The following is a 20234-nucleotide window of genomic DNA, read 5'->3' on the forward strand; positions in this document are numbered from 1 at the left end:
ATGCCTTTTCGCCCCTATTCTCGCTGCTGTGCAGCATTTTCCGCCCCCTCCCCGCATCGCGACCATAGGGCCGGGACGCCAACCACATAAGGACGCCAGATGAAGTATATGGCCACATACGACTGGATGGAAAGCTTTCGCAACACCACGGAGTGGGCGGGCGCCAGCGCAAGGGCAATTGCCTCCTACCCGGCGTTTGCCCTCTCGGTTAACCCGATGCTCAGCCTCACGGCCGCCTGGGGAGAAGTCGCCGAGCGCAGCTTTGGCCGGATGAGCGTGAAGCCCGATTGGGGCATCCGCTCGATCGTCGGGCCCACCGGCCAGGACCACCTGGTCGATGTGGCGGTCGAAATCGCCAAGCCCTTCGGCGACCTGATCCATTTCAAGGTCCGCCGGCGCGCGCCGATGAAGCGCAAGCTTCTGGTCGTGGCGCCGATGTCGGGCCACTATGCCACGCTGCTGCGCTCCACCGTGACCAGCCTCTTGCCCGATGCCGAGGTCTATGTGACCGACTGGCACAATGCGCGCGACATTCCCGCCAGCGCCGGCAAGTTCGATATCGAGGATTACACGCTCTATCTCGTGGAGTTCATGCGCCACCTCGGGCCGGATACCCATGTGATCGCCGTCTGTCAGCCCGCACCCCTGGCGCTGGCCGCCACCGCCTATCTGGCCGGGCAGGACCCCGAAGCGCAGCCGCGCAGCCTGATCCTGATCGGCGGCCCGATCGACCCCGATGCCGCCGCGACCGATGTGACCGATTTTGGCCGCCGCGTGACGATGGGGCAGCTTGAGGAAATGGCGATCCAGCGCGTCGGCTTCAAATACAAGGGCGCCGGGCGTCTGGTCTATCCGGGCCTGTTGCAGCTGGCGGGCTTCATCTCGATGAATGCCGAACGCCATTCCAAGGCGTTTTCCGACCAGATCATGCGCGTGGTGCATGGCGAGGCTTCGGATCAGGACGCCCACAACCGCTTCTATGACGAATACCTCTCGGTCATGGACATGACGGCGGAGTTCTATCTTTCGACCGTGTCGCGGATCTTCAAGAACCGCGAGATTGCCAAGAACGAATTCGTCGTGGCCGGCAAGCAGGTCGATCTGGGCGCGATCAAGCGCGTCGCCGTGATGACGGTCGAGGGCGAGAAGGACGATATCTCGGCCCCCGGCCAATGCGTGGCCGCGCTGAACATGCTGCCCGGCCTGCCCGAAGCGATGAAGGCCCAGCATCTGGAGCCCGGCGCCGGCCACTACGGCATCTTCGCCGGCCAAAGCTGGCGCCTGAACATCCGCCCGCTGGTTCTGGGCTTCATCGACAAACATTCCGGCGCGGCAAAGCCCGCTCCGGCCAAGCTCGCCGCCCCCGCCCCGGCCAGCGCCGAACAGCACGCGGTTTTCGTCAAGTCGTCGAGCCTTGAGAAACCCGCCGCCAAGCCTGCCGAGGTGCTTGTCGAAAAGCCCGCCGAGAAGCCCGAACAGAAACTCGCCGTCGCAGCCCAGGCCGCAGCCAAGCCGGTCGTGAAGAAAGCCGCCGCGCCCAAACCCGCTGCAGAGAAGCCGGCCGCAAAGCCGGTTGAGGTGAAGCCGGCTGAAGTGAAGCCGGCTGCAGCGAAAGCAGTGGAAGCGAAACCGGCTGCAGTCAAACCGGTTGAAGTCAAACCGGTCGAGGCCAAGCCGCTTGAGGCCAAACCCGTCGAAGCAGCAAAGCCCGCCGTCACGGCAGCGCCGGTTGTGGCCAAGCCTGCGCCCGTCGCGGACAAACCCGCAACCCCGGCCGCGACGACACCGGCCCCGGTTGCGGCAACCCCGACCACTGCAGCGCCGGCGGCTGCAACGCCGGCGGCCCCTACCCCGGCGGCCCCTGCCCCGGTCGTGACGACCTCTGCTCCGGCTCCGGCCGTGGCGCAAAGCGCGCCGGCTCCGGTGCCCCCGGCGGCACCGCAAACCGCCCCGCAAACGACTGCGCCTGCGGCGCAGGCACCCGCTGCGACCCCGGCGGCGGCGCCCAACCCGGGCAATGTCACCCCGATCCGTCAAGCCAACAAGGGCTAGGCAGAGACCTCTGCGACGCTGCGCTCGATCAGGCGCAGCGCCTCGGGGGAGGAGAAGCGATGGTCGGCGCCCTGCATCAGGGTCAGCCGGATATCCCCGCCCCGCGCATGGTTGAAAAGCCGGATCGCGACCGAAGGCGGGACATCCTCATCGGCGGAGCCTTGCAGGAACCGCACCGGAAGCGGCAGATCAAGGGGCGTGCGCAACACCAGATGCGCGCGCCCTTGCTCTATCAACTTCGCCGTAAAAACATAGGGTTCGCCCGAATAGGCCGAGGGCCGCTCGATCAACCCGCGTGTGGCCATCTGGACCTGTTCCGCCGCCGTCAGGCTGGGCAGCACGCTGTCCTCGGTGAAATCCGGAGCGGCGGCGATGCCGACCAGACCCGCCACCCGTTCTGGCAAGGCGCGGGCGAGGAGCAGCGCAATCCAGCCCCCCATCGACGAGCCGACCAGAACCTGAGGGCCTTGCGTCAGGGCAAGGGCGGCTCTCGCATCGGCAAACCAGTCGCCAATCCCCAGATCATTGAAATCGCCGCCCGATTGGCCATGACCGGAATAGTCAAAGCGCAGGAAGGCGCGGCCCTCGGCCTTGGCCCATGCCTCCAGCGCCATCGCCTTGGTGCCGCCCATATCGGATCGGTAGCCGCCGAGAAAGACGATCCCCGGCCCCTGCCCCACGCTCTGGTGATAGGCGAGGTCGCGGCCCTCGGGCGTCTGCAGATGGTCAGGTTGGGTCATCGGTCACTTTCCGGATAGATGGGCAGATTGCCCATCCTACGACCCCCGCCGCGATTGACAACCGCCCGCCTTCCCGGCAGAACGCCCGGACCAACCCGCAACCGGGCGCTTCGTAGGCGCCAAAACGACGAGGAGAGGGCCAGATGCCCCATACGTCACAGATTTCCCTGACATTTCCCGATGGTGCGCGCCGCGAGTATTCCGCCGGTGTGACCGCTGCCGAGGTTGCAGCCTCCATCGCCCCCGGCCTCGCCAAGAAGGCGATCAGCGCCACTGTCGATGGCCAGCATTACGACCTGCAATGGCCGATCATGAAGGATTCCGCCATCGCGATCCACACCATGGCCGACGATGCCCAGGCGCTGGAGCTGATCCGCCACGACTGCGCCCATATCATGGCCCGCGCCGTGCAGGAGATCTGGCCCGACGTCAAAGTCACCATCGGCCCGGTCCGCGACTATGGCTGGTTCTACGACTTCGACCGCGCCGAGCCCTTCTCGGCCGACGACCTTGGCCAGATCGAGGCCAAGATGAAGCAGATCATCAACGCCCGCGACCCGGTCCGCACCGAGGTCTGGCCGCGCGCCCGGGCGCTGGCCTATTACGAGGAACGCGGCGAGCCCTTCAAGATCGAGCTGATCAACCGCATCCCCGAGGGCGAAGACCTCAGGATGTACTGGCACGGCCATTGGCAGGACCTTTGCCGCGGCCCACACCTGCAGCATACGGGCCAGGTGCCCGCCGATGCCTTCAAGCTGACCCATGTCGCCGGGGCCTATTGGCTGGGCGATGCGACGCGGCCCATGCTGCAGCGCATCTACGGCCTCGCCTTCAAGAACCGCGACGACCTGAAAGCCCACCTCACCATGCTGGAAGAGGCCGCCAAGCGCGACCACCGCAAGCTTGGCCGCGAGATGGAGCTGTTCCATCTGCAGGACGAAGCCCCCGGCATGGTCTTCTGGCACCCGAACGGCTGGCAAATCTGGCGCACGCTGGAGGATTACATGCGCGGTCGCCTGCGCACGGCGGGCTACAAGGAAATCCGCACGCCGCAAGTGGTGGACCGCATCCTGTGGGAGAAGTCCGGCCATTGGGAAGCCTACCGCGAGAACATGTTCATCGTCGAAGTGGACGAGGACGGCGCCAAGGAAAAGCGGATCAACGCGCTGAAGCCGATGAACTGCCCCTGCCATGTGCAGATCTTCAATCAGGGCATCAAGTCTTACCGCGACCTGCCCTTGCGCCTGGCCGAGTTCGGCTCTTGCCACCGCTACGAGTCGTCTGGCTCGATGCATGGCCTGATGCGGGTGCGCGGCTTCACGCAGGACGACGCGCATATCTTCTGCACCGAAGACCAGATCGAAAGCGAATGCGCCAGCTTCATCGCGCTTCTGTCCAGCGTCTACAAAGACCTCGGCTTCCCGAAGTTCGACATCAAGCTTTCGACCCGCCCCGATGTCCGCATCGGCTCGGACGAGACCTGGGACAAGGTCGAGGGCGCCTTGACCAATGCCATCGAGAAGCTCGGCCTGCCCTACCAGATCAACCCCGGTGACGGCGCCTTCTATGGCCCGAAGCTTGACTTCAAGCTGACCGATGCGATTGGCCGCGAATGGCAGTGCGGCACCTTCCAGGTCGACCCCAACCTGCCGACCCGCCTTGGCGCGGAATATGTCGGCGAGGATGGCGCCAAGCATCGGCCCTATATGCTGCACCGTGCGATTCTGGGGTCTTTCGAGCGCTTCATCGGCATCCTGATCGAGAACTACGCCGGCAAGCTGCCCTTCTGGCTGGCCCCGCGCCAGGTCGTCGTGGCCTCGATCGTCTCGGACGCCGATCCCTATGTGCATGAGGTCGTGAATGCCCTGCGCAAGGCCGGCGTGCGGGCGGAAGCCGATGTGCGCAACGAGAAGATCAACTACAAGGTCCGCGAACATTCGCTGGGCAAGGTGCCGGTCCTTCTCGCCATCGGCATGAAAGAGGTGGAGGAGCGCAGCGTCTCGGTCCGCCGTCTCGGCGAAAGCCGGACCGAGCAGATGAGCCTGGATGCGGCGCTCTCCGACCTCGGGTTTGCCGCCCTGCCCCCCGCCTCCTGAGGCCGGTCAAGACAGCGCCCCGCCCCGGTGAACCGCCCGGGCGGGGCTTTTTTCTGCCACGATTGCGGCTGCGTTTTCGCCCCGCGCGCCCGTGGAATCAGCAGGCGACAGGCCTCGTTTCGCCTCGGAAGGGCCGCTCCCGCGCCCCCGCCGCCCGTGATTGGCGGCCGCCTCGTGCCAAAAACGTCCTTAAACTGCCCAAAAGCGCCTTGTTTTCAAGGTTCACGCTTGATTTTCGTTTTACCTTTGGCATCATCGACCCCAGTGACGACAGTTTTCTGCCCGGCTCCCTTCGTGAAGACCGTGAAAGATCTGGCCGCACGGCCCGGCGCAATATCGCCCCGGGAGGGTTAAGATGGGAGAAGCGGCATGCCGACGGGCACCGTGAAGTGGTTTAACGCGACCAAAGGCTATGGTTTCATTGCGCCCGATGACGGCGGCAAGGACGTGTTCGTGCATATTTCGGCGGTGGAACGCGCCGGAATGAAAGGGCTGAACGAGAATCAGAAGATCGGGTTCGAGCTGCAGTCAGGCCGTGACGGCAAGCAATCGGCGGGCGACCTGCGGCTGCTTTAAGCCGTTGTTCTCGCTTCCGTATCAGCGTCCCAACCAAGGAACCAGGTGGCCCCGTCCTGAATGATGGGGCGCTTCATCACGGTGGGTTGGGCCGCGATCTGCGCTTCTGGTTCGCTTTCGCGCAAGAAGGCCGAAAAGCCGCGATAGGTCGTGGACTGCTTGTTCACGGCCCGGTCGCCGAACTCCTGCACAATCGCCGCGATCTCGGCCTCGCTCAGCGGGGTCGCGCGCACGTCGCGGAAGGTCACATCCTTGCCGGCCCGCTCCAGCGCCTTCAGCGCCTTCTTGGTCGTGTCGCAGGTGGAGATTCCGTAAACGATCATGGCGTGAGGCTCCCTCTCGGTGTTTTCCGGCGCGGCCGGCAGCATCTGCGGCAGGCGTAACGCTTTGCCTGCGGCTGTCAAGCAGCCCCGCCACCCTTTCGTGACAGCGATCGCACAATCGACGCAACCAAACGCCGTCTCGCGCGTTGTGCTTCCGTACTCCGGATGGCCACGATGGCCGTTTCCTTCGAAAGGTGTCTCCGATGCGGAACTTTGCCCTGCCCTTGATGCTGGCCTCCAGCCTCTCCCTCGCAGCCCCCCTTCACGCCCAAAGCAACCTTGGCGACGTGGTCAATGGCGTGGCGCAAAGCCTGCTCACTCAGGAGCTCGACAAACGCGCCTATGTCGCGGCGCAGAACGCCAACACCGTCAGCGCCTACCGCAGCTATCTCGCCCAGTTCCCGAACGGCATCTACCGCGGCAACGCGCTGAACGCGCTGGCCCGGCTCGGCGCCACCGTCACCCCCGGCACGGGCACCCAGCCCCCGGTCACCGGCGGCGGCAGCCTGTCGGCCGCACAGGAGGAGGCGTCCCTTGGCCTCAGCTACGCGCAGAAGGTCACGATCCAGCGCCGGCTGACCTCGCTCGGCTTTGACACCCATGGCGCCGATGGAGTCTGGGGCTACAACACCCGCACCGCGATTGCCAACTGGCAGGCGCGCAACCGCCAGACCGCGACCGCCTATCTGACGCTGGCCCAGGCCAACAGCCTGCTGCAGGGCACCGTGGTGACCCCGCCGCCCACCGGCGGTAACAATGGCACCGGCGGCGCCTATTCCGCCGCCCAAATCGAGGCCTCGCTTGGCCTGTCGCGCACCCAGCGGGTCAATATCCAGGCCCAGCTGAACAAGATCGGCTATCCCACCGGCACGCCGGACGGGCTCTGGGGGTCGAAGACCCGCGGCGCGATTGCCAAATGGCAGGTGGCCAACCGGATGAGCGGCACCAGCTATCTCACCGGCGCGCAGGTCAACCTGATCGCGCAACAGGCCGGCACCGTGGTCCAACCCAACCCGCAGCCCGGCGCCGGCGACAATGCCGCGCTGCAAGAGAGCCTGTTGAGCCTGACCACCTATGAGAAGATCGACCTGCAGCGCCGCCTGACGCGCCTTGGCTACAACACCTATGGCGCGGATGGCGTCTTCGGCCAGAACTCCCGCAGCGCCATCGCCCGCTGGCAGGGCGACGAGGGCCTGAGGGTCACCGGCTACCTGACCGCCGATCAGGTGCGCAAGATCCGGGTCGAGACCGGGAACTGATCCAGGAACCCGAACCCCGCCCGAGTGGCGGGGTTATTCCTTGCGATCCCCTGAGCGCCCCACCCACAGAACCAGCGCCGAGGGGCCGATCAGGTGGCCTTCCAGTGGAAGGCCACCCGGCCCCTTGGTCGAAGGCTGAAAGCCGCAGACCAAGAGGGGTTGGGCTTGGCGCGAGGCCCGCTTAATCGGGACGCGCCTGCCTGGGGTGGGCGCGGTATCGCGCCTGCCCGAGGGCAGGCAGGCGCGGCCCGATTTGTCGCGGGACAAATCGGGGGAGAAACGGTAGAGTGGGTGATTTAATGCATCATCGCAGGTGAGGTGCGTGAAATCACGCACCCTACGGCGGCTACCGAAATCCAAGTTCACCGTGAGCTTTGCCGATAACCCGAAATGGGCTATCCCCCCAGTTACGCCTTTTCAAACCAAATCCAGCTTGAACCGAAATTAGGGGGAGCAGACTGCTGGCAATGGAGTTCATACCGGGTAAATGCACGCCTCCCGCAATAATTTGAGATAGAAGTCCGCCATTGGCGATGGCGAATATTGTTGATATCGGGATGGCAAAACCAAGCCCAACATCGGATAGGCGAAACTTGATCGGAGCTTCAGCAGCGACGCGAATTGCTGCATCGCACTTGGATCCAATGGACGTGAGAGCGGTTGAAAGCGCCATATCCGAATCCGCCGAATTCAGAATTCTATCGTATATCGAGTTGAGCTCAATCTGAAGTTCAACGATTTCATCACGGTGTTTTTCTTTGAAATGTAAAACATCTTCGAGGGAAGTTTCGCCTACAGGAACAGGAATGGCGCGTTGCAATGTGATTAGGCAGCCTCTGCCCGGGGTAAACACCGCTCCCCGCTCCGGAAGTTCATCTATTGTCTCAAAGTCTGCCATCGCCCAGCGCCCAGGAAATAAGCCGTCCTTGAGTTCAAATGCAGCCGTTTGAACTTCGCGGAAAATCCGATCAAGCGGTCCGCCCGGATGAGGCACAACTGGAGTATCAAGAATTCCTGCTGCTTTCAGAAACTCATCCTCGGGTGTATCCGGCAAACGAAACGCGTTGTTCTTAGGAATACAGATTTTATCCGACAAAAGGAGCGACCGACGCAACGTCAAGGGATCAATAATTTCAGAATTAACGATGTTACCGGGCCCAAGTGAGACATTTGGCGTAAGAACTACACCATAGCCCCCTTTCGGAATGCGGCCATACGTGCGGTCGTTCAATTTTCGATTTTTAGCTTCACCCACCCCAAACCTCCACAAACTCCCGCCACTCGCCCTTGCTCATGCCGCTGGCAACCTGATCCACCGCTTCCCCAGCCAGCCTCCGCTTCAACACCTCAACCGCCTTCCCGCTCAAGGTCACCCCGCCCATCCGGTAGTCCTCGAACGCGGCATAGGCCAAGGGCACCCAGTCTTTCACCAGGCGGCAGATCTCGTCGGCATAGACTCGGATCTCGTATTGGGCGTGGGCGTCGGCGCGCAGGCGCAGGAAGTGGAACAGGTTGTGCAGGTCCACCTTCCAGTACCATTGGGTATAGATGTTCATCGGCAGGTTCATCCGCGCCAATTCGCGGGCGAGGCCCTGCTGGCCCTCCTGGCTCAGCATCGCCTCGTAATGGTCATAGCTGGTCGCCGCGTCGCGTTTGAGCATGTCGAGGACGCGGGCCGCTTCCGCCCCTTCCAGCACGGCGCCGCGGCCCTGGTTGTTGACCGTGCTTTGCGCGGCCAGCTGTTCGGGCTGGGGGATGTAGAACTCCCGATCCAGGATCGAATAGCGCGCCGAGTATTCGTTGACGTTGGCGGTGCGGTGGCGGATCCACTGGCGGGCGACGAAGACCGGCAGTTTGACGTGCAGCTTGATCTCGCACATCTCGAAAGGGGTCGAATGCCAGTGCCGCATCAGGTAGCGGATCAGCCCCTCGTCGTTGGAGACATGCTTGGTGCCCGCGCCATAGGAGACCCGGGCCGCCTGCACGATGGCCGCATCGTCGCCCATGTAGTCGATGACGCGGACAAGGCCGTGGTCCAGCACCGGATTGGCCTTGTAAAGATGCGCCTCCATCCCCTCGCTGACCGCGCGGTAGGTCAGGCGCGGGGTGGCGCGGGCGGCCTCGATTTCGGCAAGCTGGTCAGGGGTCAGCGGCATGGCGGGCGGCCTTTCGGTAGGGTTAAGCAAAACATGAGTCGGACCCCACTCTATCTGGTGGAGGCGGGCTTAGGAACCACAATGGGTGTGGTGGTGCAACGCGGCATCACGCGGCGGTGATTTTCGGGCCAAGCCACGGGGAATTTTGACCTTTTCCGACATATCCGGCAAAGTGGCGTCAAAATCAGAAAAAACATGTGAGGCAGTATGTCGGCTCTTAAAACCTCGATCCTGGCCGCCCTGGTGCTGGCGGGATGCAGCGGCAAGCCGTTTCAGTCGGACAGCGGCTCTTCGGGTGGCGATTCCTCCTCGGATGCGTCGATAGCGACCTTGCCGGGCACCACCAAGCCAAGCGCGAGCTCCGAGATCACCCGCACCGAGAAGGAGAACGAGGGTCCGGGCGGGGCGAAAGTGACGGGCAACGGCTATGCCCAGGGCTTCACCTATGATCCGGTGGCCAAGACCTTCACCGTCGAGAACATCGCCTTCGACGGCAACAATGTCTACAAACCCGATACCAAGAAGCCGACCCTCGGGCCGGCCAAGGTCTTTGCGGGCCCGAAGATCTACAAGGACGATGTGACCGGCACGCCGATCAACCAGTTCTCGTACCGGGCGCTTTATGGCGAGTCCAAGACGGGCAACAGCTTTGCCATCGTGCGGACCGGGGCCTATGTGAACTATGGCTTTGGCGGCTTCATCTACAAGCGGGCCGAGGGCAATGGCGTGACCCTGCCGAAATCGGGCGAGGCCTATTACGCCGGCGATTACGCGGGCCTGCGCGATTCCGACACTTCGCCCACGCTGAATTACACCACGGGCAAGATGGAGATGGCGATCAACTTCGGGTCCTCGTCCTCGGCCGAGTCGAACAACGCCAATGGCGCGGTGATCCGGGGCACGGTTTCGGACCGCAAGATCTTTGACCTGAATGGCACCGACATCACCGCCAGCGTGGTCTCCGCGATCAATGCCGACAAGAAGCCGGATGTCGATATGGTGGCCCTGCCGGTCTTGCAGTTCAAGGTCGGCCCGGGGGTGATGGACAACAACGGCGAGATGACGGGCACGCTGAACAGCACGGTCGACTCCGGCGGCAAGCCGGTCGACTTTGAAACCGGCACCTATTATGGCGTGCTGTCGGGCGATGCCACCACGGGGGGCAAGGACGAGGTCGTGGGCGTGCTGGTCGTCAACTCGACGATCAATGGCGATCAGGGCCGCGAAACCGGTGGCTTCATCCTGTACCGCAAGTGAACCGCTTGCTGCGGTGGGCCGCGGTTGCGGCGGTGCTGACGGGCCTGGGCGCGGGGCTTCCCGTGACCCTGCCCGCGCAAGCCAAGCCCGCCGTCCTGACCGTCGACCAGATGCGGGCCTTTGGCATCGAGGCCCTGGCGCGCGGCTATGCCGAACAAGGCCTGGGCATTGCCGAGGCCCTGCTGGCGCGCGACCCCGATGACAGCTCGGCCTATGCCCTGAAGGCGCAGGCCCTGCGCATGTTGCAGCGCCTGCCCGACAGCGAGGCCGCCGCCCGGCAGGCCTGGGCCAAGGCCGATACCGAAGGTGAACGCTATACCGCCGCCAGCGCCGTCGCCCAGGCGCTGTCGCTGCAGGGTCACCGGACAAGGGCGCAGTTCTGGCTGCGCCGTGCCGTGCAGGATGCGCCCAATTCCGCCGCCCGCCAGCAGGCCCTGCAGGATTTCGATTATGTGCGCGGCCAGAACCCGCTGAACCTGCAATTCGATCTCTCGGTCCGGCCCTCGGACAATGTGAACGGCGGGGCGCGCGATCCGCTGTTCGAATATCAGGGCATCCCCTTTGTCCTGTCGGGCGATGCGCAGGCGCTGTCGGGCCTGTCGCTCGGTTTCGGGATGCAGGGCAAATACCGCCTGTCCGACACCACCGCGGGGGTCACCGCGCTGAACTTTGCCTTCAGCCAGCAAAGCGTGCTTCTGTCCGATGCGGCGCGGGCCAAGGCGCCGATGGCGCGGAACGGCGATTACGCCCTCAGCCATATCGAGGCCGGAGTGGAGCGCGAATTCGCCCTGCCCATCGGCCTGACCACGGCCGGCCTGACCGCCGGCCACACCTGGTATGGCGGGGCGGATCTGTCCAACAGCCTTGCCGGCGAGCTCACGCTGGAGCGTCCGGTGGCGGGCGGGCGCGGCAGCTTCTCCTTCGAGGTGACCCGACAGAACCGGCTGGATCTGGCGCTGTCCTCCTCGACCGAGGCAGCGTTGGGGGCGGTCCTCTCCAAGCAGGGGCCCAAGGGCGACAGCTGGCAGGGCAGCGTCAGCGTGGCGCGGATCGTCTCGGATGACATCGGGATCGACCATGCCGAGGCGACGTTGGCACTTGGCTGGCAAGCCAAGGCGCCGATCCTCGGGCTGGACCTCGGGGGCAGCCTGTCGCTGCGCGGGGCGGATTACGCAGCCTCGCCCTATACCGCGACCGGGCGGCAGGATCTGCGATGGGCGGCGAGCTTGTCGGCGCAGGTCGCCAAGATCAGCTATCTGGGCTTCGCCCCGGTCCTGTCGCTGGATTTCTCGCGCAACGACAGCAATATCTCGCTGTACGACAGCCAGACGGTGGGCCTCAGCCTTTCGGTCAAATCGCGCTTCTGATCTGGTTTTCCGGGGCTTTGCTGCTAGGTTGCCCGCCATGCAACCCCGCGGCCTCCGCGGTCGCACGGCAAAAGGAAATCCGATGAAACTGCGCTATCTGCACACCATGGTCCGCGTGCTGGACCTTGAGAAATCCATCGCCTTCTACAAGCTTCTGGGTCTGGAAGAGATCCGCCGCTATGAGAACGAGAAGGGCCGCTTCACCCTGGTCTTCATGGCCCCGCCCGGCCAGCCCGAGGCGCCGGTCGAACTGACCTACAACTGGGATGGCGACAAAGGCCTGCCCTCCGACAGCCGGCATTTCGGCCACCTGGCCTATGAGTTCGAGAACATCTACGAGATCTGCGCCAAGCTGCAGGCCGCAGGGGTTACGATCAACCGCCCGCCGCGCGACGGCCACATGGCCTTTGTGCGCAGCCCCGACAATGTCTCGATCGAGCTTTTGCAGATGAACGGCAGCCTGGAACCGCAAGAGCCCTGGCTCAGCATGGGCAACACCGGCATCTGGTAAGCCCCTCTTTCAAAAGGAAAAGGCCCCCGGTTCCGCACCGGGGGCCTTTTTCATGTCCTGCGCCCTCAGTTCGAGACGGCGGCGATCTTCTCGGCCAGCTTCTGCAGGGCCTGCGACTGCGCCGCCGCAATCGCCCCCGGCCCCGGCGCGCCGATGGCGAGGCTGATGTCGAAGTTGCGCACAAGATCCGAGCCCTGGTCAGAGGTCACGAAATAGCGCCCCGACAGATGGAAGATGCCATCGGATCCGGCCAACATCCGCGCGATGCGGACCTCGACCTGGCGTTGGGGCGGGTCGTTGAAGGGCCAGGGTTCGGCAATCGCCGTCGCACCACTGACGGCGGTGATCTGGTTCGCCAGGAACCCCGTGACGGCATGGACCGGATCATCGGCCCAGATCTGGTCGGGCCGGCTGCGCAGGGCGCCGTCCGGCGTCTGATAGGCGATCTCCTGTCCCGAGGCATATTGCGGCAGCACGACATCCTTGATCATGACGCGGCCCAGCCGGTCGGGCAGATGCCGCGACAGCGTCGGGCCGTCGATCAGGTAATGCCCGGTCTTCTCCGGTTTGGCGCAGGCGGTGGCAAGGGCCAGGGCACAGGCCGCGGGGATCAGGAGGGCGAAGCGGTATCCGGTCATGTCATGCCCTATCGGCCAAAGAGGAAGGATTGCGGGTTGCGTTCGATGGTCTTGGCGGTCGATCCGACCGCCGCCGCGGTCCGCTGGATCTCGCGCAGCATGGTCTGCACCAGCTTCCCGACATCCGAGTTTGCGCCATAGCCTGCGGCCAGACGGTTCACATTGGCCGCGGCCGCCTTCAGCTGGTCGATCACCTCGGGCAGCTGGTCGGTGGACTTGGCCACGGTCTCGGCGGCATGGCGCGCGGACTCGAGCGCGGCATTGAGGTTGGTCACCGCCCCGCCCTTGCGCAGATCGTCCAGCGTCTGGCCAAACGAGGTCAGCGCCGCGCCGAGCGAGGCCGGAACCTGCTGCATCCCGTCCGCCCGCATGAAGCTGCCGATCGCCTCGACCGTGGATTTGCTCGAAGCGGCCAGGTCCTGCATCGGCAGCTCGTTCAGCTTGGCCGCGAAGGCCTTGGCCTGATCGACCAGCGCCGGCACGCCCTTGGTCGCCTCGGTGAAGGCGCTGGCCGCGGTCTTGAGCGTGTCGACCGTGGTGGTCAGCTGCCCGGCGACATCGGCCTTCTTCAGATCGCCCAGAATGGACTGCGCATTGTCGAGCCCGCCACGCAGCGCGCCCGGCACCGCCTGCACATCCTCCGACCCGACAAAGCCGCGCAGATCGCCCAGAAGCGCGGTCAGCTGTTCGGGTGCCTTCTGGGTGCCGTCCTTGGCGATGAACAGATTGGCCGAATCCAGCACGCGGATCGCCGATTGCATCAGATCCTCGACCGGCAGTTTCTGGACCCGGTTCAGGATGTCGCCAGTGACCTGGCTGAAATCGGCCACCTTGGGCTCGATGTTGGGCATGACCGGAATTTCGCCATCAGCAAACAGGATCTTGTCGGGCTTGGCATCGGGCAGCACGGTCAGCTCGATCTCGAGCTTGCCACCGAAAAGGCCGGTGCTGACCAGACGCGCCCTGAGGCCCTGCTCGACCTGGGTCTTCATGAAGTCCATGACCTCTTTCGGCGTCACGCCATCCGGCAGGCCCATCTTCTCGCCGTTGATCTTGAAATCGACCTCCTGGCGGTAGACCTGCACCCCGCCCGGGGTCTGGTCGGCCCGCACATGCAGGCCCTCGACCTCGCCAACCGGCAGGCCGCGATAGGTGACGGCGGTGCCCACCGCGATGTTGCGGATCGAGCCGTCCAGCAGCAGCGCCAGATTGACCGGGGCCGAGACCGCATCGTTGAACACGCTGGAGCGGGCCGAAGCCTCGTCGCTGAACAGCCGGTACTGGTGCGACGCCTCGACCGGCTTGCCGCCGGAGACCAGCGTGGAGAATTCGACCCCGCCCTGGATCAGCGAGGCGACGCTGCGCACATTCAGCTTCAGGCCCTCCGACCCGAACGAGACCGAAAAGCCCGAGGTGTCCCAGAATACCGAGGTGGAGGTCAGCCGCTCGTCATAGGGCGATTTGATGAAAGCATCGACCTGCACCCCGGCCGAAGCCTCGTTCAGGCGCAGATTGCGCAGCTGGCCGACCTTGATGCCCCGGTAGATCACCGGCGCCCCCTCGGCGAGCGAGCCGCCATCTTCGCTGAACAGCGTGATCCAGGTGCCCTCGCCCGGCGTGCGGGCCAGGGGGGCGTCCTTCAGCGCGGCAAAGCGCGTGGTCAGAACGCCCGGCGTGGCATCCCACAGCCCCTCGATGAAGACGCCCGACAGCACCGTGTCCAGCCGCGAGATGCCGCTGGTCGTCAGTTCCGGCCGCACCAGCCAGAAGCTGCTGTCGGCATCGACGAAAGGCGCCACGTCCTTGTCGACGCGGATCGAGACGACGACCTGGCTCAGATCGGCGTTGAAGCCGATCTTTTCGACCTTGCCGACATCGACCTCGCGGAATTTCAGCACGGTCTTGCCGACCTCCAGCCCCGAGGCGTCAGGGAAGACCACCTCAATCAGGGTGCCACGGTCCTCGAAGGTGCGCCAGGCCACGCCAAGCGAGACGATCAGCGCCAGCACCGGAACCAGCCAGACCAGCGAGATCCGGGTCCAGAACGGCCGCTTTGCGGGCCCCAGGGCGAGCGGTTCGGGAGAGAGCTTGTCAGTCAAGGCTGCGGGGTTTCCTGCTGTTCCAGATCAGGCGCGGATCGAAACTCTGCGCTGACACCATTGTGAAGGCGACCGACAGGCAGAAGGACACGGCTGCCGGACCGGGGTGAATAGAGGCCACGACTCCCAGTTGCACCAGCGCGGAGAGGATGGCCACAACAAAGACGTCCACCATCGACCAGCGGCCAATGAATTCGACAACGTGCAACAGATGCAGGTGGCGGTGCGTGCCTATGACGCGCGGATTGACGATGCTGATCGCGAGCCAGGCGATGGCGATGAACTTGCCGATCGGAATCAGCACGCTGGCGACAAAGACGATGAGGGCGATGCCGTAGTTGCCATGCTTGGTCAGCTCGACCACCCCGCCGAGGATCGTGCTGTGGCTCTGGTCCAGGAGGGTGGAGGTGTTCAGCATCGGGTACAGGTTGGCCGGCACATAGGCGATCAGCCCGGCAATAAGCCAGGCCCAGACATGCTGCAGGCTGCGCCCCTCGCGCCGGTCCACCAGCCCCGCCCCGCAGCGCCCGCAGACATGGGTGCCCTGCGGCCAGACCCGCCCGCAGGTCCGGCAGCCGATCAGCCCCGCCTGTTCTGCGGTCAGGAATTCGTCTGGTCTTCCAGGGCTTGCCATAAGGTCCATTTGCAAAGGGAATTGTCATTGACGGTAATCAGCAGCACCAGCCCGCAAAAGGACCAGAAGGCAGGGCCAAGCCCCACGGTCGCAAGGCCCGCCACCTTGACCAGCGCCACCGAGGTGCCGAAGACGAAGATCTCGGCCATCGACCAGGGCTGCAGGCGGTTGGCCAGCCGCAGCGCATCGGCGGCATGGGAAAAGGCGCGGCGGTCATGGGCCAGGGGCCAGATCGCATAGATCAGCGCCGAGGCCCGCATGACCGGGAACAGCACCACCATCGCCAGCACCACAAAGGCCAGCGGCAAAAGGATGCCGTGCGAAAAGGCCAGCGGCACCTCGTAGACCGAAGTGGTCCGCGAACTCCCCGCCGCCGAGATGGTGAGGAAGGGCGAGAAGATCGCGCTGACCATCAGGATCACCACCGTGACCGACAAGGCGACTGCGCGCAGATAGGTATAGCCGCGCGGCGCCATCAGCACGGTCCGGCAGCGTCGGCACCGGGCGCGCTGCCCGTTCGGGACCGCCACGCGCAGATGCAGCACATCGCATTGCGGGCAGGCGATCAAATCCTCCGCCCTGTCGTGCCAGTCTGAACTGGCCTCTGTGCTCTGCGCGCGATCCATCACCCTTACCTAGCGCAGGCCCACCCGGTTTTCCAAGAATTTCTCATGTCGCCCGGCAGTTCTGCCGGGCGATGCATGGATTCACGCCGCCGTCAGCCGCATTTGCTGTGGCCGCAGTCGTTGCAGGTCATGCAGCCTTCCTTCATCTGCAAGGCGTAAGAGCCGCAGCTCGGGCAGGCCGGCCCGCGCGGCGCCTGTCCCATCACCATGACCTCGGCCTTGGGGTCGGACTTCAGCCCCAGTCCCTCGCCCGCGATGAAGCCGATGGTGATCAGGTGCCGCTCGATCACCCCGCCGATCGCCGCGAGGATGGACGGAATATACCGCCCCTCCATCCAGGCCCCGCCGCGCGGATCAAACACCGCCTTCAGCTCTTCGACGACGAAGGAGATATCCCCGCCGCGCCGGAACACCGCCGAGATCATCCGCGTCAAGGCGACGGTCCAGGCGAAATGCTCCATGTTCTTGGAGTTGATGAAGACCTCGAAGGGCCGGCGATGCCCCGCGATCACGATGTCATTGACCGTGATGTACAGCGCATGTTCGCTGCCCGGCCACTTGACCTTGTAGGTATTGCCCTCCAGCGCCGAGGGCCGGTCGAGCGGGTCCGACAAATAGACCACCTCGGCACCCTTGGTGGTCTGCGGCGCCTCGGCCGGGGTCTTGTCCGAGCTTTCGCTGACCGTCAGGACCGAACCCGTCACCGCATTGGGCCGATAGGTGGTGCAACCTTTGCAACCCTGATCCCAGGCGGCCATATAGACCTCCTGAAACGCTTCAAAGCTGATGTCTTCCGGGCAGTTGATGGTCTTGGAGATGCTGGAATCGATCCACTTCTGCGCCGCCGCCTGCATCCGGACGTGGTCCAGCGGAGGCAGCGTCTGCGCATTCACGAAGTAATCCGGCAAAGGCGCATCGCCGTGCAGCTCGCGCCACAGGCGGACGGCGTAATCGACGACCTCCTCTTCCGTGCGGCTGCCGTCCTTCTGCAGGACCTTGCGGGTATAGGCATAGGCAAAGACCGGCTCGATCCCTGAGGAGACATTGCCCGCATAAAGGCTGATCGTGCCCGTAGGTGCGACCGAGGTCAGCAGCGCGTTGCGGATGCCATGCTTGGCCACCAGATCGCGCACATCCGCATCCATCGCCATCATGTTGCCGCTCGACAGATAGGGCTCCGCGTCGAACAGCGGGAAAGCACCCTTTTCCTGTGCCAAGTCAACCGAGGCCAGATAAGACGCCCGCGCGATCGCATGCATCCAGACCTCGGTCTGCTTGGCCGCCTCGGCCGAGCCGTAGCGCAGGCCCACCATCAGCAAGGCATCCGCGAGCCCGGTGACCCCCAGCCCGATCCGCCGTTTCGCCTGCGCCTCGGCCTCCTGCTGCGGCAAGGGGAAGCGGCTGGCATCGACCGTGTTGTCCATCATCCGGATCGCCATCCGCACCAGATCGTCCAGCGCCGTCACATCCAGCTTCGCCTTGGCGGTAAAGGCCCCCGACACCAGCGTCGGCAGGTTGATGCTGCCCAGAAGGCAGGCGCCATAGGGCGGCAGGGGCTGCTCGCCGCAGGGGTTGGTGGCGGCGATCTGTTCGACATAGGACAGGTTGTTGGCCTTGTTGATCCGGTCGATGAAGATCACGCCCGGCTCGGCAAAATCATAGGTGTTGCGCATGATCTTGTTCCACAGATCGCGCGCCGGCAGGGTCTTGTAGACCTTGCCCTCGAACTGCAATTCCCAGGGCTGGTCGGCCTTGACCGCCGCCATGAAGGGATCGGTGATCAGCACCGACAGGTTGAACATCCGCAGCCGGGCCGGATCCTTCTTGGCCTCGATGAAGGCCTCCACATCCGGGTGGTCGCAGCGCATCGTGGCCATCATCGCCCCGCGGCGCGAGCCTGCCGACATGATGGTCCGGCACATCGCATCCCAGACATCCATGAAGCTCAAGGGCCCCGAGGCATCCGCCGCCACGCCCTTCACCTCGGCGCCGCGCGGCCGGATGGTGGAGAAGTCATAGCCGATCCCGCCGCCCTGCTGCATGGTCAGCGCGGCCTCTTTCAGCGCGTCGAAAATCCCCGCCATCGTATCGGGAATCGTGCCCATCACAAAGCAGTTGAACAGGGTGACCGCCCGGCCCGTGCCCGCCCCGGCGGTGATCCGGCCGGCGGGCAGGAACTTGAACCCTTCCAAAGCGCCATAAAACCGCTCTTCCCAGACCGCCGGGTCCTTTTCGACCACGGCCAAAGCCCTTGCAATCCGGCGCCAGGTGTCCTCGACCGAAGCATCGACGGCGCTGCCATCGGCCTCTTTCAGGCGGTATTTCATGTCCCAGATCTGCTCGGCGATGGGGGCGGAAAATGAGGACATGGCGGAACCTTATCGATGTATGGTGGGGAGGGTCAGAGGAATACACCAGATACGCCCCCGGCGCGGCCTCGGCAAGACGATATCACATTCTGTTTCGGCTGGCTGCCACCTTCTCCGCCAAGCCTTGAGGCCGCGCGGATCGGCCCTATGATAGGGCCATGGCACTCAACATCCTGAAACTCTGCGTCGGCTGCGACTCGGTCGAAGACCTCATCGCCTGGCATCATGCCAACCCCTCGACCCGCCCCGGCGGGGTGCGCCGCCACGTCACCCGCATGTGGCCGAAACGCGAGGACGAGATCGTCCCCGGCGGCTCGCTCTACTGGGTGATCAAGGGCGTCATCCTCGCCCGCCAGGCCATCGTCGGGCTGGAGAGGGTCGAGGGCGCCGACGGCATCCTGCGCTGCGGCATCCTCCTCGACCCCGAGGTGATCCGCACCGAGGCCGCGCCGCGCCGCCCCTTCCAGGGCTGGCGCTATTTCCCCGCCGAGGATTGCCCGCCCGATCTGCCCAAGGGGCGGGCGCTGGACGACGTGCTGCCCCCGGCCCTGGCCCTGGCGCTGGCTGAAATCGGCCTGCGCTGACTTGAACCTGGCGAGCGGGGCTGGCAGACAGGCGGGATGAAACGCCCCCTCTGGCTCGTCGCCGCCCCGTTCATCTTCCTGCTTCTGTGGTCGGCGGGCTTTGGCATCGCCAAACTGGGCCTGCAACATGCCCAGCCGCTGACGATCCTCGCCCTGCGCTATGTCTTGCTGGTGGTGCTCCTGATCCCGATCGCCCTGATCCTGCGCCCCCCGCTGCCGAAAACCTGGCGCGCGGCCTGGGACATCGCCGTCGTGGGCTTCCTGATCCAGATCGTCTATTTCGCGCTTTGCTATGTCGCCTTCAAAAGCGGAGTCTCGGCGGGCGCGGTCTCGATCATCGTCTGCCTGCAGCCGATCCTCGTGGCCCTGACTGCGCCCTATCTGGTGGGGGAAACCGTCTCGCGCAAAGGCTGGATCGGCCTCGCCCTGGGCCTCGCCGGGGCCGCCGTGGTGATCCTCGCCCGCTCGAAAATCGCCGCCGAAAGCCCGTTTGGCCTGGCCTGCACGGTCCTCGCCCTGCTCGGCATCACCGGCGGCACGCTGTATGAGAAGAAATTCGGCGTCAGCCACCATCCGGTCACCGCCAACCTGATCCAGTACGGCGTGGGCGCGCTTTTCGCCGTGCCCCTGGCCCTGTTCACCGAGAATCTGCAGATCGACTGGGACCCGCAGTTCATCTGGGTCATGGCCTATCTGATCTTCGGCAATTCGCTTCTGGCGCTCAGCCTGCTCCTCGCGATGATCCGCGTGGGCGAGGTCAGCCGCGTCTCCGCCCTCTTCTACCTCGTCCCGCCGCTCTCCGCCCTCTTCGCCTGGCCCCTGCTGGGCGAGGTCATGCCCCCCCTGGGCTGGCTCGGCATGGCGCTCGCTGCCACCGGCGTCGCAATGGCCAGCCGCAAGGGCTGACCCCCGCCCCCTTCATTGGTCCATAAATATCCTCGGGGGTC

Annotated in this window: 17 protein-coding genes and 1 pseudogene; 9 read left to right on the top strand and 9 right to left on the bottom strand. The window is 64.7% G+C overall.

Annotated features, from left to right (window positions below):
* Positions 1 to 99: 99 nt before the first annotated feature.
* Positions 100 to 1368 (top strand): annotated as a pseudogene (phaZ, locus tag AC1DVR_RS08615) (polyhydroxyalkanoate depolymerase); the annotation flags it as partial.
* 680 nt (positions 1369 to 2048) lie between these two features.
* On the opposite strand, the gene AC1DVR_RS08620 reads toward phaZ, so the two are convergent.
* The gene (locus AC1DVR_RS08620) at positions 2049 to 2792 is read right to left on the bottom strand and encodes an alpha/beta hydrolase (protein WP_478000144.1); all 744 of its coding nucleotides are present in this window, start codon (positions 2790 to 2792) and stop codon (positions 2049 to 2051) included.
* 143 nt (positions 2793 to 2935) lie between these two features.
* Here AC1DVR_RS08620 and thrS point away from each other — a divergent pair, with 143 nt between their 5' ends.
* Positions 2936 to 4888 (top strand): threonine--tRNA ligase, encoded by a 1953-nt coding sequence (gene thrS / locus AC1DVR_RS08625; RefSeq protein WP_478000145.1) that lies wholly within the window; start codon positions 2936 to 2938, stop codon positions 4886 to 4888.
* A gap of 369 nt (positions 4889 to 5257) precedes the next feature.
* Positions 5258 to 5464 (top strand): cold-shock protein, encoded by a 207-nt coding sequence (locus AC1DVR_RS08630; RefSeq protein WP_478000146.1) that lies wholly within the window; start codon positions 5258 to 5260, stop codon positions 5462 to 5464.
* On the opposite strand, the gene AC1DVR_RS08635 is transcribed toward AC1DVR_RS08630, so the two are convergent.
* Complete coding sequence (locus AC1DVR_RS08635; protein ID WP_478000147.1) at positions 5461 to 5787, bottom strand: arsenate reductase family protein; 327 nt, start codon at positions 5785 to 5787, stop codon at positions 5461 to 5463. The genes AC1DVR_RS08630 and AC1DVR_RS08635 overlap by 4 nt on opposite strands.
* Positions 5788 to 5990: 203 nt before the next feature.
* On the opposite strand from AC1DVR_RS08635, the gene AC1DVR_RS08640 reads away from it, so the two are divergent.
* Complete coding sequence (locus AC1DVR_RS08640; protein WP_478000148.1) at positions 5991 to 7046, top strand: peptidoglycan-binding domain-containing protein; 1056 nt, start codon at positions 5991 to 5993, stop codon at positions 7044 to 7046.
* A gap of 346 nt (positions 7047 to 7392) precedes the next feature.
* On the opposite strand, the gene AC1DVR_RS08645 is transcribed toward AC1DVR_RS08640, so the two are convergent.
* Together AC1DVR_RS08645 and thyX are read right to left on the bottom strand one after the other, a co-directional pair.
* Positions 7393 to 8301 (bottom strand): DUF6236 family protein, encoded by a 909-nt coding sequence (locus AC1DVR_RS08645; RefSeq protein ID WP_478000149.1) that lies wholly within the window; start codon positions 8299 to 8301, stop codon positions 7393 to 7395.
* Complete coding sequence (thyX, locus tag AC1DVR_RS08650) at positions 8294 to 9202, bottom strand: FAD-dependent thymidylate synthase (protein WP_478000150.1); 909 nt, start codon at positions 9200 to 9202, stop codon at positions 8294 to 8296. Before thyX ends, AC1DVR_RS08645 begins: the two co-directional genes overlap by 8 nt.
* 207 nt (positions 9203 to 9409) lie before the next feature.
* Here thyX and AC1DVR_RS08655 point away from each other — a divergent pair, with 207 nt between their 5' ends.
* From AC1DVR_RS08655 to AC1DVR_RS08665, 3 genes are all read left to right on the top strand, one after another.
* Positions 9410 to 10459 carry a hypothetical protein gene (locus AC1DVR_RS08655; protein WP_478000151.1) on the top strand — a complete coding sequence of 350 codons (1050 nt, stop codon included), beginning with the start codon at positions 9410 to 9412 and terminating at the stop codon, positions 10457 to 10459.
* A 5-nt stretch (positions 10460 to 10464) separates the two neighbouring features.
* On the top strand, positions 10465 to 11826 hold the full coding sequence (locus tag AC1DVR_RS08660; RefSeq protein WP_478000152.1) for a tetratricopeptide repeat protein: 1362 nt from the start codon (positions 10465 to 10467) through the stop codon (positions 11824 to 11826).
* An 82-nt stretch (positions 11827 to 11908) separates the two neighbouring features.
* The gene (locus AC1DVR_RS08665; RefSeq protein WP_478000153.1) at positions 11909 to 12337 is read left to right on the top strand and encodes a VOC family protein; all 429 of its coding nucleotides are present in this window, start codon (positions 11909 to 11911) and stop codon (positions 12335 to 12337) included.
* Between the two features lie 65 nt (positions 12338 to 12402).
* On the opposite strand, the gene AC1DVR_RS08670 is transcribed toward AC1DVR_RS08665, so the two are convergent.
* From AC1DVR_RS08670 to AC1DVR_RS08690, 5 genes are all read right to left on the bottom strand, one after another.
* The gene (locus AC1DVR_RS08670; RefSeq protein ID WP_478000154.1) at positions 12403 to 12975 is read right to left on the bottom strand and encodes a PqiC family protein; all 573 of its coding nucleotides are present in this window, start codon (positions 12973 to 12975) and stop codon (positions 12403 to 12405) included.
* An 8-nt stretch (positions 12976 to 12983) separates the two neighbouring features.
* Positions 12984 to 15074, bottom strand: a complete 2091-nt coding sequence (locus AC1DVR_RS08675) for an MlaD family protein (protein ID WP_478000155.1) — start codon at positions 15072 to 15074, stop codon at positions 12984 to 12986.
* Positions 15067 to 15708, bottom strand: a complete 642-nt coding sequence (locus tag AC1DVR_RS08680) for a paraquat-inducible protein A (RefSeq protein WP_478000156.1) — start codon at positions 15706 to 15708, stop codon at positions 15067 to 15069. Before AC1DVR_RS08680 ends, AC1DVR_RS08675 begins: the two co-directional genes overlap by 8 nt.
* Entirely contained in the window at positions 15675 to 16334 is a 660-nt protein-coding gene (locus AC1DVR_RS08685) for a paraquat-inducible protein A (protein WP_478000157.1), read from the bottom strand. The genes AC1DVR_RS08680 and AC1DVR_RS08685 overlap by 34 nt, the downstream gene beginning before the upstream one ends.
* A 92-nt stretch (positions 16335 to 16426) precedes the next feature.
* Positions 16427 to 18703, bottom strand: a complete 2277-nt coding sequence (locus tag AC1DVR_RS08690) for an adenosylcobalamin-dependent ribonucleoside-diphosphate reductase (protein ID WP_478000158.1) — start codon at positions 18701 to 18703, stop codon at positions 16427 to 16429.
* A gap of 158 nt (positions 18704 to 18861) precedes the next feature.
* On the opposite strand from AC1DVR_RS08690, the gene AC1DVR_RS08695 reads away from it, so the two are divergent.
* Both AC1DVR_RS08695 and AC1DVR_RS08700 read left to right on the top strand, forming a co-directional pair.
* A complete protein-coding gene (locus AC1DVR_RS08695; RefSeq protein ID WP_478000159.1) occupies positions 18862 to 19287 on the top strand; it encodes a DUF1489 family protein in 426 nt (141 codons plus the stop codon).
* Positions 19288 to 19323: 36 nt separating this feature from the next.
* Positions 19324 to 20193, top strand: coding sequence for a DMT family transporter (locus tag AC1DVR_RS08700; protein WP_478000160.1), 870 nt, complete (start codon positions 19324 to 19326; stop codon positions 20191 to 20193).
* Positions 20194 to 20234 lie beyond the last annotated feature (41 nt).

The sequence above is a fragment of the Rhodobacter sp. P2_H5 genome (genome assembly GCF_056403335.1).

What these genes read in the sequence shown, in the direction of transcription:
- AC1DVR_RS08700 (WP_478000160.1), top strand. Translation starts at nt 19,324, where the DNA reads ATGAAACGCCCCCTCTGGCTCGTCGCCGCCCCGTTCATCTTCCTGCTT.
- AC1DVR_RS08685 (WP_478000157.1), bottom strand. Translation starts at nt 16,334, where the DNA reads ATGGATCGCGCGCAGAGCACAGAGGCCAGTTCAGACTGGCACGACAGG.
- AC1DVR_RS08635 (WP_478000147.1), bottom strand. Translation starts at nt 5,787, where the DNA reads ATGATCGTTTACGGAATCTCCACCTGCGACACGACCAAGAAGGCGCTG.
- thrS (WP_478000145.1), top strand. Translation starts at nt 2,936, where the DNA reads ATGCCCCATACGTCACAGATTTCCCTGACATTTCCCGATGGTGCGCGC.
- AC1DVR_RS08690 (WP_478000158.1), bottom strand. Translation starts at nt 18,703, where the DNA reads ATGTCCTCATTTTCCGCCCCCATCGCCGAGCAGATCTGGGACATGAAA.
- AC1DVR_RS08665 (WP_478000153.1), top strand. Translation starts at nt 11,909, where the DNA reads ATGAAACTGCGCTATCTGCACACCATGGTCCGCGTGCTGGACCTTGAG.
- AC1DVR_RS08640 (WP_478000148.1), top strand. Translation starts at nt 5,991, where the DNA reads ATGCGGAACTTTGCCCTGCCCTTGATGCTGGCCTCCAGCCTCTCCCTC.
- AC1DVR_RS08695 (WP_478000159.1), top strand. Translation starts at nt 18,862, where the DNA reads ATGGCACTCAACATCCTGAAACTCTGCGTCGGCTGCGACTCGGTCGAA.
- AC1DVR_RS08630 (WP_478000146.1), top strand. Translation starts at nt 5,258, where the DNA reads ATGCCGACGGGCACCGTGAAGTGGTTTAACGCGACCAAAGGCTATGGT.
- AC1DVR_RS08620 (WP_478000144.1), bottom strand. Translation starts at nt 2,792, where the DNA reads ATGACCCAACCTGACCATCTGCAGACGCCCGAGGGCCGCGACCTCGCC.
- thyX (WP_478000150.1), bottom strand. Translation starts at nt 9,202, where the DNA reads ATGCCGCTGACCCCTGACCAGCTTGCCGAAATCGAGGCCGCCCGCGCC.
- AC1DVR_RS08680 (WP_478000156.1), bottom strand. Translation starts at nt 15,708, where the DNA reads ATGGCAAGCCCTGGAAGACCAGACGAATTCCTGACCGCAGAACAGGCG.
- AC1DVR_RS08655 (WP_478000151.1), top strand. Translation starts at nt 9,410, where the DNA reads ATGTCGGCTCTTAAAACCTCGATCCTGGCCGCCCTGGTGCTGGCGGGA.
- AC1DVR_RS08670 (WP_478000154.1), bottom strand. Translation starts at nt 12,975, where the DNA reads ATGACCGGATACCGCTTCGCCCTCCTGATCCCCGCGGCCTGTGCCCTG.